Annotated in this window: 13 protein-coding genes; all 13 read left to right on the top strand. The window is 48.9% G+C overall.

The genetic code is table 11. From position 1 onward, the window contains the following. The first annotated feature begins 63 nt into the window (after window positions 1–63). The 13 genes from ftsI (at window position 64) to lpxC (ending at window position 16,126) form a co-directional block, all read left to right on the top strand. Window positions 64–1,833, top strand: a complete 1,770-nt coding sequence (ftsI, locus tag EKN56_RS13935) for a peptidoglycan glycosyltransferase FtsI (RefSeq protein WP_130592335.1) — start codon at window positions 64–66, stop codon at window positions 1,831–1,833. Beyond that, a complete protein-coding gene (gene murE / locus EKN56_RS13930; RefSeq protein ID WP_130592334.1) occupies window positions 1,820–3,319 on the top strand; it encodes a UDP-N-acetylmuramoyl-L-alanyl-D-glutamate--2,6-diaminopimelate ligase in 1,500 nt (499 codons plus the stop codon). The genes ftsI and murE overlap by 14 nt, the downstream gene beginning before the upstream one ends. Next, window positions 3,316–4,692 carry a UDP-N-acetylmuramoyl-tripeptide--D-alanyl-D-alanine ligase gene (gene murF / locus EKN56_RS13925; protein WP_130592333.1) on the top strand — a complete coding sequence of 459 codons (1,377 nt, stop codon included), beginning with the start codon at window positions 3,316–3,318 and terminating at the stop codon, window positions 4,690–4,692. Before murE ends, murF begins: the two co-directional genes overlap by 4 nt. Next, the gene (gene mraY, locus EKN56_RS13920) at window positions 4,686–5,768 is read left to right on the top strand and encodes a phospho-N-acetylmuramoyl-pentapeptide-transferase (protein ID WP_130592332.1); all 1,083 of its coding nucleotides are present in this window, start codon (window positions 4,686–4,688) and stop codon (window positions 5,766–5,768) included. The genes murF and mraY overlap by 7 nt, the downstream gene beginning before the upstream one ends. 2 nt (window positions 5,769–5,770) lie before the next feature. After that, window positions 5,771–7,090, top strand: a complete 1,320-nt coding sequence (gene murD, locus EKN56_RS13915) for a UDP-N-acetylmuramoyl-L-alanine--D-glutamate ligase (RefSeq protein ID WP_130592331.1) — start codon at window positions 5,771–5,773, stop codon at window positions 7,088–7,090. Then, window positions 7,090–8,301 carry a cell division protein FtsW gene (ftsW, locus tag EKN56_RS13910; protein ID WP_130592330.1) on the top strand — a complete coding sequence of 404 codons (1,212 nt, stop codon included), beginning with the start codon at window positions 7,090–7,092 and terminating at the stop codon, window positions 8,299–8,301. The genes murD and ftsW overlap by 1 nt, the downstream gene beginning before the upstream one ends. Then, window positions 8,298–9,356 carry an undecaprenyldiphospho-muramoylpentapeptide beta-N-acetylglucosaminyltransferase gene (gene murG / locus EKN56_RS13905; protein ID WP_130592329.1) on the top strand — a complete coding sequence of 353 codons (1,059 nt, stop codon included), beginning with the start codon at window positions 8,298–8,300 and terminating at the stop codon, window positions 9,354–9,356. Before ftsW ends, murG begins: the two co-directional genes overlap by 4 nt. An 88-nt stretch (window positions 9,357–9,444) precedes the next feature. After that, on the top strand, window positions 9,445–10,875 hold the full coding sequence (gene murC / locus EKN56_RS13900) for a UDP-N-acetylmuramate--L-alanine ligase (RefSeq protein WP_221931543.1): 1,431 nt from the start codon (window positions 9,445–9,447) through the stop codon (window positions 10,873–10,875). After that, on the top strand, window positions 10,868–11,779 hold the full coding sequence (locus EKN56_RS13895) for a D-alanine--D-alanine ligase (protein ID WP_130592328.1): 912 nt from the start codon (window positions 10,868–10,870) through the stop codon (window positions 11,777–11,779). Before murC ends, EKN56_RS13895 begins: the two co-directional genes overlap by 8 nt. 1 nt (window position 11,780) lies before the next feature. After that, entirely contained in the window at window positions 11,781–12,584 is an 804-nt protein-coding gene (gene ftsQ / locus EKN56_RS13890) for a cell division protein FtsQ (RefSeq protein ID WP_130592327.1), read from the top strand. 32 nt (window positions 12,585–12,616) lie between these two features. Next, entirely contained in the window at window positions 12,617–13,873 is a 1,257-nt protein-coding gene (gene ftsA, locus EKN56_RS13885; protein WP_108900158.1) for a cell division protein FtsA, read from the top strand. A 68-nt stretch (window positions 13,874–13,941) separates the two neighbouring features. Then, window positions 13,942–15,099, top strand: coding sequence for a cell division protein FtsZ (gene ftsZ / locus EKN56_RS13880; RefSeq protein WP_130592326.1), 1,158 nt, complete (start codon window positions 13,942–13,944; stop codon window positions 15,097–15,099). Window positions 15,100–15,208: 109 nt separating this feature from the next. Then, entirely contained in the window at window positions 15,209–16,126 is a 918-nt protein-coding gene (gene lpxC, locus EKN56_RS13875; RefSeq protein ID WP_168189713.1) for a UDP-3-O-acyl-N-acetylglucosamine deacetylase, read from the top strand. Window positions 16,127–16,134: the final 8 nt, after the last annotated feature.

Genomic DNA, 16,134 nt, shown 5'->3' with positions numbered 1-16,134 from the left:
TCGACGTGCGGAGCACGTTACAAATTAATGGATTGATGAACTTACCATGGCTAATGAAATGAGATGAAAGCAGCACGAACCAATAAGATTAAAGTAAAACGTCCTGAAAATGAGGCCGGCTTTGTAAGCTGGCGTTTTGGTTTGCTCTGTTTGTTCATTGTATTAGCCATGTTTGGGTTAATTGCTCGCGCTGCATGGTTACAGGTTATCGAGCCAGACAAACTGGTTAAAGAAGGGGATATGCGCTCTTTACGGGTGCAGGAAGTTCCCACCGTTCGCGGCATGATCTCCGATCGCTTTGGTCGTCCATTGGCGGTTAGCGTTCCGGTAAATGCAATTTGGGCCGATCCAAAAGAGCTGAATGAGCGCGGCGGTATTTCACAAGACATGCATTGGAAAGCGCTGGCTGATGTTGTCGGTTTGCCTCTGGATAAGCTGTCAGAGAAAATTAATGCTAATCCTAAAGGACGCTTTGTCTATTTAGCGCGCCAAATCAATTCAGAAACCGCGGAGTATGTTCGTAAGCTTAAACTTCCGGGTATCTACCTAAAGCGTGAATCTCGTCGTTTCTATCCTGCAGGCCCGGTAACTGCCCACATTGTGGGTTTTACCAATATTGATGATAACGGTCTGGAAGGTATTGAAAAAAGCTTTGAAGATAAGCTGGTGGGTAAATCTGGCGAGCGTACGGTACGTAAAGATCGTTATGGTCGGGTGATTGAAGATATCTCTTCCGTGGATAGCCAGGCTGCTCACAACCTGACGCTAAGTATTGATGAGCGTCTTCAGGCGTTGGTTTACCGCGAGTTGAGTAATGCGGTTGCCGCTAACAAAGCGGAATCGGGTACCGCGGTGCTGGTAGATGTGAACACCGGCGAAATTCTGGCCATGGTTAACAGCCCTTCCTATAACCCAAATAACCGGGTTGGCTCACCGGAAGATTTCTTCCGTAATCGGGCGATAACTGACATTTTTGAACCGGGCTCAACCGTTAAACCGATGGTGGTTATGACGGCGTTAGATCGCGGCATCATCAAAGAAAATTCAGTATTGAATACCAGACCGTATCGGGTAAATGGTCATGAGATAAAAGACGTTGCGCTTTATCCTGAACTGACCGTTACCGGTATTTTACAAAAATCCAGTAACGTCGGTGTTTCTCATCTGGCGTTGGATATGCCCGCCGATGCGTTAGTTGATACTTACTCGCGCTTTGGGCTGGGACAACCTACCAATTTGGGATTGGTCGGAGAAAGCAGTGGCTTGTTTTTACAAAAAAAACGGTGGTCTGACATAGAGAGGGCCACCTTCTCATTTGGCTACGGGCTAATGGTAACGCCATTACAGTTAGCGCGAGCTTATGCAACCATGGGAAGCTTTGGCGTTTATCGTCCGCTTTCTATTACCAAAATTGACCCGCCGGTACAGGGAAAACGCATTTTTCCGGAGAGTACCGTTCGTACCGTGGTTCATATGATGGAATCAGTAGCCTTACCCGGAGGCGGTGGTACTAAAGCCGCAGTGAAAGGTTATCGTATAGCAATCAAAACCGGTACCGCGAAGAAAGTGGGGCCTAACGGTGGTTATATTAATAAATATATCGCCTATACGGCCGGTCTGGCACCAGCCAGTAAGCCGCGTTATGCGCTGGTGGTGGTCATTAACGATCCTGGTGCTGGTCAGTATTATGGTGGTGCCGTTTCTGCGCCGGTTTTTGGCGCAATTATGGGCGGGGTTTTACGGACAATGAATATCGAGCCTGATGCATTGCCCGTAACGGATAAAAACGAATTAGTGATTAATCAGAAAGGAGCTTCCGGTGGCCGATCTTAATTTAAGCGATCTGCTCGCTCCGTGGAATATTCAGGTTCCTGAGCGCAAGTTAAAAGAGATGACGCTGGATAGTCGCGTGGCGGCCTCTGGCGATCTGTTTATTGCCATTGTGGGCCATAAAGTGGATGGGCGTCGCTATATTTCTCAGGCGATTGCTCAGGGCGTGGCGGCAGTCATTGCCGAAGCGGAAGGGGAAGCACCTAACGGCACGGTTGTGATGTCTCACGGTGTTCCCGTTATCTATATTGAACATCTGAATTTACATTTGTCGGCTATTGCGGGTCGTTTTTACCAGCAGCCGTCAGAAAAAATGCGTTTAGTTGGGGTAACCGGAACCAACGGTAAAACCACCACCACTCAACTGTTAGCGCAGTGGAGCCAGCTTCTGGGAGAAAGAAGCGCGGTGATGGGTACCGTAGGAAATGGTTTGTTAGGTCATGTGGTACCAACAGAGAATACCACCGGCTCGGCAGTTGACGTACAGCGTGAGCTGAATGAACTGGTGAAAAGCGGTGCGACCTTTACCGCAATGGAAGTCTCTTCCCACGGTTTAGTTCAGGAGCGGGTTGCTGCGCTGAATTTTGCCGCTGCGGCCTTTACTAACCTGAGTCGTGACCACCTTGATTACCATGGCAGCATGGAAGGGTACGAAGCGGCTAAATGGCGACTGTTCGAACGTCATCAGGTTGGTGAAGCTATCATCAATGTGGATGACGCGGTAGGTGCTCGTCGTATAGCGGCAATGCCAAATGCAATTGCAGTCACGATGGAAGATAACCTTCCTCAGGGCTGGCAGGGACGTTGGTTAAAAGCCAGTGAGATTTCTTATCACGATAATGGCGCGACGGTGAAGTTTGACTCCAGCTGGGGCGGTGGTGTGGTGGAAAGCCGCTTGCTGGGTGCATTTAACGTTAGCAATCTACTGGTTGCTTTGACCACGCTGTTGTCACTAGGTTATTCACTGAATCATCTGGTAGAATCTGCGCCGAATTTACAGCCTGTTTGTGGTCGTATGGAAGTGTTTACTGCACCAGGTCGACCGACGGTGGTGGTTGATTATGCCCATACGCCAGATGCGCTGGAAAAAGCTCTGGAAGCGGCAAGACTGCACTGTAAGGGTGAATTGTGGTGTGTGTTCGGCTGCGGCGGGGATCGTGACCGTGGTAAGCGCCCGCTAATGGGCGGTGTTGCTGAACAGTTTGCCGATCGCGTTATTGTTACTGATGATAACCCTCGTAGTGAAGATCCTCAGGCGATTGTAGCCGATATCCTGACCGGATTTACCGATACCAAACGTGCCAATGTGATTCACGGTCGGGCAGAGGCTGTAACCAGTGTGGTTATGCAGGCCGCTCCTGATGATGTGGTGGTGATTGCCGGTAAAGGCCATGAAGATTACCAACTGATTGGCAATCGTCGATTAGATTATTCTGACCGTACCACAGTAGCGAATTTACTGGGTATGGCGGCAGGGGTATTAGTATGATTCCCATTACCCTGAAACAGCTGGCCGAGGTGGTCGGTGGTAAACTTATCGCCTCTACGGCAGATATTACCGGGCAGCAAATTGTTGATGTTGTTACTGACACCCGTAAAATTGTCGCTGGCTGTTTGTTTATTGCCCTGAAGGGCGAGCGTTTTGATGCGCATGATTTTGCCGCAGAGGCAATCAATCAGGGGGCCAGTGCTTTATTAGTTAGTCAGCACTTACCGTTGGATGTGGCTCAGGTGATTGTCGCCGATACCCGTATTGCACTGGGTAAACTGGGTGGATGGGTAAGACAACAGGTACCTGCACGGATAGTCGCATTAACCGGTTCGTCCGGCAAAACCAGCGTGAAAGAGATGACCGCTACCATTTTGCAGCAATGTGGTGAAGTCCTGTATACCGCGGGCAATTTAAATAACGATATTGGCGTTCCACTAACGTTATTACGCCTGACGAAGCGTCATCAGTTTGCCGTGGTTGAATTAGGCGCTAACCATGCTGGTGAGATTGCCTATACGACTGCGTTGACGCATCCGGAAAGCGCTCTGGTAAATAACCTGGCGGCTGCGCATCTGGAAGGATTTGGTTCACTGGCTGGCGTCGCTAAAGCTAAAGGCGAAATCTTTCAGGGTTTGCCTTCCCACGGTGTCGCTATCATCAATATGGATAGTAATGATTTGTCCGGTTGGCAAAGCTTGCTGGCCGATAAAATCGTATGGCGTTTTTCTGCCAGCCACACAGAACAGGTTGAGTTTTATGCCACGGATGTGGCGGTAAAACCACAGGGTACTCGCTTTGTCTTGCATACGCCGGTAGGAAAAACGGAAGTTTTACTTCCTCTACCGGGTAAGCACAACATTGCCAATGCGCTGGCGGCTACGGCGTTAGCCATGTCGGTGGGTGCATCTTTAGAGAATGTTGCATCAGGATTGTCGCAACTTAAAGCGGTTCCAGGGCGTTTGTTTCCGGTTCAACTGTGCGCAGAAAAACTGCTGTTGGATGATACCTATAACGCTAACGTGGGGTCGATGACAGCAGCTGCTCAGGTACTTGCTTCTATGCCTGGTTATCGGGTGATGGTTGTTGGTGATATGGGTGAGTTAGGTGATGAGGCCGAACAGTGCCATCGTCAGGTTGGTGAAGCAGCCCGCGAAGCGGGTGTGGATAAAGTATTAAGCGTTGGTCATTTAAGTGAAATGATTAGTAACGCAAGTGGCAATGGCGAGCACTTTAGGGATAAAGAGGCAGTAGCCCAACGTCTGGGCGAGTTGCTATCTGAACATGCGATCATAACAATTTTAGTTAAAGGTTCACGTAGTGCCGCGATGGAGCAGGTAGTACGCAGAGTACAGGAGATAGCACAATGTTAGTATGGCTGGCGGAACATCTGGTCTCAATTTTTTCAGGCTTTAACGTCTTTTCTTATTTGACGTTTCGCGCCATCGTCAGCCTGCTGACCGCGCTGTTTATCTCTTTGTGGATGGGACCGCGTCTGATTGCTTTCTTACAGCGTTTGCAGATTGGTCAGGTGGTTCGTAACGACGGTCCTGAGTCTCACTTCAGTAAACGTGGTACGCCAACCATGGGCGGCATCATGATTCTGGCTTCTATTACCATTTCGGTACTGCTGTGGGCTAATCTGAGCAACCCTTATATCTGGTGTTCACTGTTTGTGCTGTTGGGTTATGGCGCCGTTGGCTTTGTAGATGACTACCGTAAAGTGGTGCGTAAAGACACCAAAGGATTAATTGCCCGTTGGAAGTATTTCTGGCAATCAGTTATTGCCCTGATTGTTGCATTTAGCATGTATGCCATCGGTAAAGACACACCAGCGACTCAGCTGGTGGTGCCGTTTTTTAAAGACGTCATGCCACAGTTAGGTGTGCTTTATATTCTGCTGGCCTACTTTGTTATTGTTGGTACCAGTAACGCAGTTAACCTGACCGATGGCCTGGATGGTCTGGCCATCATGCCAACCGTCTTTGTTGCCGCTGGTTTTGGTCTGGTTGCCTGGGCAACGGGTAACGTCAATTTCGCCAGCTATCTGCATATTCCTTATATCCGCCATGCCGGTGAGTTAGTGATTTTCTGTACTGCAATTGTCGGTGCAGGATTGGGATTCCTCTGGTTTAACACTTATCCAGCTCAGGTCTTTATGGGTGATGTTGGTTCACTGGCGTTGGGTGGTACTTTAGGTGTGATTGCCGTACTGCTGCGTCAGGAGTTTTTACTGGTGATTATGGGCGGGGTGTTTGTGGTTGAAACTCTGTCGGTAATTCTGCAGGTGGGATCGTTCAAACTTCGCGGCCAACGTATTTTCCGTATGGCACCGATTCACCACCACTATGAATTGAAAGGCTGGCCGGAGCCACGCGTGATCGTGCGCTTCTGGATTATCTCATTAATGCTGGTGCTGATTGGCTTGGCAACCTTGAAGGTGCGGTAATCATGACAATCGACTATCAGGATAAACAGGTTGTTATCATTGGATTAGGTTCCACAGGGTTGTCCTGTGTCGATTATTTTATTGCCCGGGGCGTTTCCCCTAAAGTTATTGATACGCGTGCAGCCCCTCCGGGGTTGGATAAACTGCCGGAAAGCGTAGAAAGCCATACCGGTGGTTTTAACCGCGACTGGATTCTGGCTGCAGATCTATTAGTGGTTAGCCCGGGTATTGCTCTGGCAACGCCAGTTTTACAAGAAGCGGCAGCCGCAGGCATCGAAATTGTTGGTGATATTGAGTTGTTCTGTCGTGAAGCCAAAGCGCCAATTGTGGCAATCACGGGCTCCAACGGAAAAAGTACCGTTACCACGCTGGTGGGTGAAATGGGAAAAGCCGCCGGTTGGAATGTTGCCATGGGCGGTAATCTGGGACAGACAGCGCTATCACTGCTGGATCCTGAATGCCAGCTGTATGTTATGGAGCTGTCCAGTTTTCAACTGGAAACTACATCCAGCCTTCATGCCGCCGCTGCAACCATTTTGAACGTTACTGAAGATCATATGGATCGCTATCCGCAGGGGATGGAGCAGTATCGTGAAGCTAAGTTGCGTATTTATAACAATGCCAGCGTTTGTGTGGTTAATGCCGATGATGCGCTGACCATGCCACTGCAAGGGGCAGATAGCCGCTGCGTGAGCTTTGGCGTCGATGTGGGTGATTATCACCTCAGCTATCAACAGGGTGAAACCTGGCTACGAGTCCACGGCGAGAAAGTACTGAATGCCGCAGAAATGAAAATTGTTGGTCAGCATAACTACCTGAACGCACTGGCTGCATTGGCGTTGGCTGACGCAGTTTCGCTACCGCGCGCTTCCAGTCTGCAGGCGCTGACTCAGTTCACCGGTTTGGCCCATCGCTTCCAACTGGTATGGGATAATAAAGGCGTTCGTTGGATTAATGATTCTAAAGCCACTAACGTGGGCAGTACTGAAGCGGCATTAAATGGTATTCGCGTTGATGGCGTTTTACATCTGCTGCTGGGCGGTGATGGCAAATCGGCTGATTTTTCACCGCTGTCGACCTATCTGAAAGGTGACAACATTCGTCTGTACTGTTTTGGTCGTGATAAGCAGCCGCTATACGATTTGCGCCCTGACGTGGCGGAAATGACCGATACCATGGAGCAGGCAATGGTTCATATTGCACAGCGCATCAAACCCGGGGATATGGTGTTACTGTCACCGGCCTGTGCCAGTCTGGATCAGTTTAAAAATTATGAACAGCGTGGGCTGGAGTTTGCCCGTCTGGCTCAGGAGCTTGGCTGATGAGCGTATTTAGTTTAGTTAGGCCTTTCCAGTCGTTTACCCAATGGGTAACTGGATCTCGTCAAAGCAGTGAGGCGGTCGATTATGACGTTATGTACGATCGCACCTTGCTGTGGATGGCGATTGGTTTAACTATTGTTGGTTTTGTCATGGTGACATCGGCATCAATGCCGGTTGCCCAACGATATACTGACGACCCGTTTTTATTTGCTAAACGTGATGCTATTTACATTCTGTTGGCTGTCGCTGCTGCACTGGTAACGCTGCGTATTCCGATGGAAATGTGGCAACGCTATAGCCCGATTATTCTGTTGATTGCCATCGTGATGTTGTTAATTGTGTTGGCGGTTGGTAGCTCGGTTAATGGTGCATCCCGCTGGATTGCTTTTGGTCCGGTTCGTATTCAGCCAGCAGAGCTTTCTAAACTGGCGCTGTTTTTCTATCTGGCCAGCTATCTGGTACGTAAGGTCGATGAGGTTCGTAATAACTTCTGGGGCTTTTGTAAGCCGATGGGCGTTATGGTGATTCTGGCCGTTTTACTGCTGGCTCAGCCCGATTTGGGAACCGTAGTGGTACTGTTTATTACTACGCTGGGCATGCTGTTTTTAGCCGGGGCTAAACTTTGGCAATTTTTGGCGATTATCGGGTCCGGTGTATTTGCCGTAGGCTTATTGATCGTTGCAGAGCCTTATCGTTTACGCCGGGTGACTTCATTCTGGGATCCATGGGCTGATCCATTTGGCGCGGGTTATCAGCTAACGCAATCGCTGATGGCATTTGGCCGTGGAGAGCTTTGGGGACAGGGTTTAGGTAACTCAATTCAGAAACTGGAATACCTGCCTGAGGCCCATACTGACTTTATTTTTGCCATTATCGGTGAAGAATTAGGCTATTTTGGTGTGGTTTTGATCCTCTTAATGGTATTCTTCGTCGCTTTTAGAGCAATGCTGATTGGTCGCCGCGCTTTAGAAGCCGGGCAGCGTTTCTCCGGTTTTCTCGCCTGTGAGATTGGTTTGTGGTTTAGCTTCCAGACGTTAGTTAACGTTGGTGCTGCAGCTGGTATTCTACCGACCAAAGGTTTGACTCTACCGCTAATCAGCTATGGTGGTTCCAGTTTACTGGTGATGTCTACCGCGCTGGTTTTACTACTTAGAATTGACTATGAAACGCGTCAGGCCAACTGTCAGGCGCATGTAAGAGGTACCCGATGAAGCAGAAGCGTTTAATGGTGATGGCAGGTGGAACCGGAGGACACGTCTTCCCGGGGCTGGCTGTTGCCCATGACCTGATGGCGCAAGGCTGGGAAGTTCGCTGGCTGGGAACTGCGGATAGAATGGAAGCCGATTTAGTGCCGAAACACGGAATAGAAATCGATTTTATTAACATTTCCGGACTTCGTGGCAAAGGTATCATTGCGTTATTATGTGCGCCATTCAGAATTTTCCGTGCTGTACGCCAGGCTAAAGCCATCATGCGTAATTATAAACCCGATGTGGTACTGGGTATGGGCGGTTATGTTTCTGGTCCGGGTGGTCTGGCCGCCTGGATGTGTGGCATTCCGGTGGTATTACACGAACAAAATGGCATTGCAGGATTAACTAATCGCTGGTTGGCCAAAATCGCTAAACGTGTGTTGCAGGCATTTCCCGGCGCGTTTCCTAATGCCGAGGTGGTAGGTAATCCGGTTCGTACCGATGTTCTGGCGCTGCCTCTGCCGGAAGTTCGTTTATCTGAGCGCAGTGGCGCTATCCGGGTGCTGGTTGTTGGTGGCAGTCAGGGTGCGCGAATACTCAATCAGACCGTTCCGCAAGCGGCTGAACGTTTGGGGAATAAAATCATTCTCTGGCATCAGGTTGGTAAAGGTGCACTGGAAAGCGTACAGCAGGATTATCAGCAACGCGGTCTGGACGGGCACAATATCACTGAATTTATTGACGACATGGCGTCAGCCTATGCGTGGGCCGATGTGGTGGTCTGTCGTTCTGGTGCTTTGACGGTAAGCGAAATTGCTGCCGCAGGTTTACCGGCTATTTTTGTGCCATTTATGCACAAGGATCGCCAGCAATACTGGAATGCGTTGCCGTTGGAAAAAGCAGGAGCGGCCAAAATTATTGAACAACCTCAGTTTAATGCAGATTCATTAACTGAAGCGTTGGAAGAATTGAATCGATCAAAACTACTGGCAATGGCGATGGAAGCCAGAGCGACAGCCATACCGGACGCAACTGAACGCGTTTCTGCGGTAGTTAAAAGCGTCGCCCTGTAGTTTTGAAGTGAACTTTAAATATGACAAGAGCAAACAGAAAACCGTGAATGAGCATGTAGATATACAACGATTGGCGAAACTTCGCACCATGGTGCCGGAAATGCGACGCGTCCGGCATATCCACTTTGTAGGTATTGGTGGAGCAGGCATGGGAGGCATCGCTGAAGTTCTGGCTAACGAAGGTTACCAGATCAGTGGTTCCGATTTGGCGCCAAATGCTGTCACGCAACAATTAATCGCGCTGGGTGCAGAAATTTACTTCAATCACCGGGCAGAAAACGTTAAGGGAGCCAGCGTAGTTGTCGTTTCAACCGCGGTTCCTGCGGATAATGCAGAGGTGGTTGCAGCACGTGAGGCACGTATTCCGGTTATCCGTCGTGCAGAAATGCTGGCAGAGCTGATGCGTTTTCGTCATGGCATTGCTATCGCCGGTACTCATGGCAAAACTACAACTACCGCATTAGTAACCGGTATCTATGCTGCGGCAGGATTAGATCCAACGTTTGTTAATGGTGGTCTGGTTAAAGCAGCAGGAACTCATGCCGCATTGGGCTGTAGCCGTTATCTGATTGCCGAAGCTGATGAGAGCGATGCGTCGTTCCTGCATTTACAGCCAATGGTTGCCATTGTGACGAATATTGAAGCCGACCATATGGATACTTATCAGGGCGACTTCGAAAACTTAAAGCAGACGTTTATTAATTTCCTGCACAATTTGCCGTTTTATGGTCGGGCAGTGATGTGTGTTGATGATCCCGTGGTACGCGAGCTTATCCCACAGGTTGGTCGTCAGGTGATTACTTACGGTTTCAGTGAAGATGCTGATGTCCGTATTAAAGATTATGAACAAATACGCTCTCAGGGTTTCTTTACCCTTTGTCGTCATGATAAGAGCGATTTAAAGGTAATGTTGAACGCACCGGGTCGTCATAACGCACTGAATGCGGCAGCGGCAGTAGCGACCGCGACGGAAGAGGGCATTGGTGACGATGCTATTGTTCAGGCGTTGGCTAACTTCCAGGGAACCGGTCGTCGTTTTGACTTTCTGGGTAAATTTGAACGTGAAGAGGGTGGCGACATTATGCTGGTTGATGATTATGGTCATCACCCAAGTGAAGTGGATGTCACCATTAAAGCAGCCAGAGCCGGTTGGGAAGAGCGTCGTTTAGTCATGATTTTCCAACCGCATCGCTATTCACGTACCCGTGACCTGTACGATGATTTTGCTAACGTATTGTCTCAGGTTGATGTGCTGTTTATGCTGGATGTTTATCCGGCGGGAGAAGCGCCAATTCCGGGAGCAGACAGCCGTTCACTCTGTCGTACTATTCGTGGACGCGGCAAATTAGATCCAATTTTTGTGTCAGATGTAGATGCGCTACCGGATATGTTGCAGCAGGTGTTGCAGAGTGGCGATCTGGTTCTGACTCAGGGGGCCGGTAATATTGGGCGCGTAGCCCGTCGGTTAGCTGAATTAAAATTACAAACAATAAATACAAACGAGGGAAATCATGACTGAGAAAGTGGCAGTCCTTCTTGGCGGGACATCAGCAGAGCGTGATGTATCACTGAACTCTGGTGCTGCTGTGTTAGCAGGCTTACGCGAGGCGGGCGTTGACGCTCATCCGATTGACCCAAAAACTTATCCTGTCGCCCAGTTAAAGGCTGATGGATTCGATAAAGTATTTATTGCGTTACATGGTCGTGGCGGTGAAGACGGTACCTTGCAAGGGCTACTGGAGTTCCTTGGTCTGCCTTATACCGGCAGTGGCGTAATGGCTTCTGCATTAACGATGGATAAATTGAGAACTAAATTGCTATGGCAAGGCTCTAACCTTCCGGTGTCACCTTATGTGGCTCTGAGCGCCGATCAACTGGCGCAGGTTGATAGCGATGCCATCATCAAACAGCTGGGATTACCGCTGATTGTGAAGCCAAGCAGTGAAGGTTCAAGCGTGGGTATGAGCAAGGTTAATACGGCAGCAGATTTATTGCCGGCGTTAAAAGAAGCCTTTAAGCATGATACCAGCGTACTGATTGAGAAGTGGTTGAGTGGCCCGGAATTTACCGTGGCGATTTTAGGGGATGAAGTACTGCCTTCTATCCGTATTCAACCAGCCGGTGTGTTTTATGACTATCAGGCAAAATATATCTCTGATGATACTCAATACTTCTGTCCAAGCGGCTTAAGTGATGAGCTGGAGAGCCAAATTCGGGCGTTAGCAGCCGCTGCTTATAAGGCTGTGGGTTGCCGGGGTTGGGGACGTGTCGATGTGATGCAGGATAGCGATGGTCAGTTTTATCTGCTGGAAGTCAATACAGCACCAGGTATGACTAACCATAGTCTGGTACCAATGGCGGCACGCCAGCATGGTTTAAGTTTTTCTCAGCTAGTCGTTAAGATTTTGGCGTTGGCTGATTGATATGTCCCAGGCAGCAAGAAACGTTCGTGATGAGCAGGAAAGAAAGAGCGCCGGACGTAGTAACGGAACTCAGCTCATTGGTCTAATCTTTCTGCTGATGGTGATAGGTACCGTGGTATGGGGATGCTGGGCAGTTATTCATTGGATGAATGACGCCGAACGCTTACCGCTTTCCCGCTTAGTGGTTACCGGTGAGCGGCATATTACGACCAACGATGATATTCGGCAGACCATTTTGTCGTCGGGTGCACCGGGTACCTTTATGTCTCAGGATGTGGATGTACTGCAACAGCAGATTCTGCACCTGAAATGGATTAAACAGGCCAGCGTACGTAAGCAATGGCCTGATGAGCTTAAGATTCATATTGTGGAGTATGTCCCTTACGCTCGCTGGAATGATCTCCAGCTGTTAGATAAAGATGGCAATGTATTCAGCATACCGGCAGAGAGAGTAAGCGATAAGAATCTCCCTCTGTTGTATGGTCCGGAAGATGGAGAAAAAGAGGTTCTGGAAGGATACAACAGCATGAACCAGGCGCTGGCCGCTGCAAAGTTTAAGCTGAAGACCGTGTCAATGAGTGAACGTCGCTCATGGCAGTTAGTGTTAGATAACGATGTGCGCATCGAGCTGGGAAGAGAAAACCGAACCAAGCGTTTAGATCGCTTTATCGCTCTTTATCCTACGCTGTTGCAGCAAGTACCTGCGGATAAGCGCATTGCCTCGCTGGATATGCGCTATGACACCGGTGCAGCGGTTGGTTGGGCACCCGCATTTATTGACAGTCAGGCAATTTTTTCTGATTGAGTGAAACAACAACTAGAGTCAGGCAATAAATAATGATCAAATCGACAGACAGAAAACTGGTGGTTGGACTGGAAATTGGCACAGCAAAAGTCGCTGCGCTGGTTGGAGAAGTACTGCCTGACGGTATGGTTAATATTATTGGCGTAGGAAGCTGCCCATCGCGCGGAATGGATAAAGGCGGAGTTAACGATTTAGAGTCAGTGGTTAAATCAGTACAACGAGCTATTGATCAGGCCGAACTGATGGCAGATTGTCAGATTGCTTCTGTTTATCTGGCGCTGTCAGGTAAACATATCAGCTGTCAGAACGAGATAGGTATGGTGCCTATCTCTGAAGAAGAAGTCACACAGGAAGATGTGGAGAGTGTGGTTCATACCGCTAAATCGGTGCGGGTTCGTGATGAGCACCGGATCCTGCATGTGATCCCTCAGGAATATGCTATCGACTATCAGGAAGGGATTAAAAATCCGGTAGGACTTTCCGGTGTGCGGATGCAGGCAAAAGTGCATCTGATTACTTGCCATAATGATATGGCTAAAAACATTGTTAAAGCGGTAGAACGCTGCGGACTTAAGGTAGATCAACTTATTTTTGCCGGTTTAGCCTCAAGCTATGCCGTTTTGACAGAAGATGAACGTGAACTGGGTGTCTGCGTCATTGATATTGGCGGCGGGACCATGGATATCGCTATTTATACTGGCGGTGCTCTGCGTCATACTAAAGTTATTCCTTACGCAGGTAATGTGGTTACCAGTGATATCGCTTATGCCTTCGGGACGCCTCCAACGGATGCCGAAGCAATAAAAGTGCGTCATGGATGTGCTTTGGGTTCTATCGTCAGCAAAGATGAGAACGTGGAAGTCCCTAGCGTTGGTGGCAGACCACCGCGTAGTTTACAGCGTCAGACGTTAGCTGATGTGATTGAGCCGCGTTATACCGAGCTGCTTAATCTGGTAAACGATGAAATTTTGCAGGTGCAGGAACAACTGCGTCAACAAGGGGTTAAGCATCACTTAGCCGCCGGTATCGTGTTAACAGGGGGAGCAGCTCAGATTGATGGTTTAGCTGAGTGTGCTCAAAGAGTGTTCCATACCCAGGTGCGTATTGGACAGCCACTGAATATCACTGGACTAACGGATTATGCGCAAGAGCCTTACTACTCAACGGCAGTAGGTCTGTTGCACTACGGTAAAGAGTCTCACCTCAGAGGCGAGACTGATGTAGAAAAAAGAACATCTATGCGTAGCTGGGCACAGCGTTTGACCGGTTGGTTACGTAAAGAATTTTAATCAGTAGTGCAATTAACGTATTTTAAGCGATAATTCATTGCGTAAGAGTTAAAACGGAGAGAGAAATTATGTTTGAACCAATGGAGCTAACCAACGATGCGGTGATTAAAGTCATCGGCGTTGGCGGCGGCGGCGGTAATGCTGTCGAACATATGGTGCGTGAGCACATTGAAGGCGTTGAATTCTTCGCCATCAATACCGATGCTCAAGCGTTGCGGAAAACGGCCGTTGGCCAAACTATCCAGATCGGCAGTGGCGTAACTAAAGGTTTAGGCGCAGGTGCTAACCCTGAAGTGGGTCGCAATTCTGCAGAAGAAGACCGTGAACAACTGCGTACTGCACTGGAAGGTGCGGACATGGTGTTTATTGCTGCCGGCATGGGTGGTGGTACCGGAACCGGTGCTGCGCCAGTGGTTGCTGAAGTAGCAAAAGACTTAGGTATTCTGACCGTTGCCGTGGTAACCAAACCGTTTAACTTCGAAGGTAAAAAGCGTATGACGTTTGCAGAGCAAGGCATTGCCGAACTCTCCAAGCATGTTGACTCGCTGATTACTATTCCTAATGACAAGCTACTGAAAGTATTAGGTCGCGGTATTTCACTGCTGGATGCTTTCGGTGCAGCCAATGATGTATTAAAAGGCGCGGTGCAGGGTATTGCAGAACTGATTACTCGTCCGGGCTTAATGAACGTTGACTTTGCGGACGTACGTACTGTGATGTCTGAAATGGGTTATGCCATGATGGGTTCTGGTATTGCTCGCGGTGAAGATCGTGCTGAAGAAGCGGCTGAAATGGCTATCTCCAGTCCGTTACTGGAAGATATCGATCTGTCTGGTGCCCGCGGTGTTCTGGTTAACATCACGGCTGGCTTTGACTTACGTTTGGATGAGTTCGAAACCGTTGGTAACACCATCCGTGCATTTGCATCGGATAATGCCACCGTGGTTATCGGTACTTCTCTGGACCCGGATATGAGCGATGAGCTGCGTGTAACTGTTGTTGCAACAGGTATCGGTATGGATAAGCGTCCTGAAATTACGCTGGTCTCTAAATCACCGGCCACTCAACCTGTCGATCATCGCTATGCTCAACATGGCTTAGCTCCTCTGCAACCGCAAGAGAGCAAACCTGCTGCAGCGAAAGTGGTAAATGACCAGGGCGTTCAGCCGAACAAAGAGCCTGATTATTTAGATATTCCAGCCTTCTTACGCAAACAAGCGGATTAATTAGGCTGTTAACGCTGAATGATTTGGATTCTCCGCTCTTTATGCTAAACTGGCGCGGAGACCGTGGTGTAAACTACGGTAAGTTGGATCAACAATGCGAGATAATACGATGATTAAACAGCGGACACTAAAACGCATCATTCAAGCTACAGGCGTCGGTCTTCATACCGGACGCAAGGTTAGCCTGACTCTGCGCCCGGCCGCAGCTAATACGGGTGTCATCTATCGTCGTACTGACTTGAATCCACCGGTTGATTTTCCGGCAGATGCAAAATCCGTGCGTGATACCATGCTGTGTACTTGCCTGGTTAATGAAGATGACGTACGTATTTCTACTGTGGAACACCTTAATGCTGCGTTAGCAGGATTAGGCATCGACAACATTATTATTGAAGTTGACGCACCAGAAATTCCAATTATGGATGGTAGTGCGGCACCTTTCGTCTACTTACTGTTAGACGGCGGAATTGAAGAACTAAACGCACCGAAGAAATTCCTGCGTATTACTCAGCCTGTTCGCGTCGAAGACGGCGACAAGTGGGCTGAACTGACACCTTTTAACGGTTTCAGCTTAGACTTTACTATCGATTTTAATCACCCGGCGATTGATTCCGGTTCACAACGCTATCGCATGAATTTCTCTGCTGATGCGTTTGTTCGTCAGATCAGTCGTGCACGTACCTTTGGGTTCATGCGTGATATCGAGTATTTACAGTCTAAGGGCCTGTGCCTGGGTGGCAGCTTCGATTGTGCTATCGTAGTAGATGATTACCGTGTGCTGAACGAAGATGGTTTGCGTTTTGAAGACGAATTTGTTCGTCATAAAATGTTGGATGCTATCGGTGATCTGTTTATGTGTGGTCACAACATTATTGGCGCATTTACTGCGTTCAAATCTGGTCACGCATTAAACAACAAGCTTCTGCAAGCTGTATTAGCGAAACAGGAAGCCTGGGAATACGTTACCTTTGAAGACGAAGCTGAAATGCCACTGGCATTCAAAACGTCGAGAACTGTACTGGCTTAATTGCCGGG

It is taken from the genome of Limnobaculum zhutongyuii, assembly GCF_004295645.1.
GTDB lineage: Bacteria > Pseudomonadota > Gammaproteobacteria > Enterobacterales > Enterobacteriaceae > Limnobaculum > Limnobaculum zhutongyuii.
This window is presented reverse-complemented; position numbering and strand designations above follow the sequence as displayed.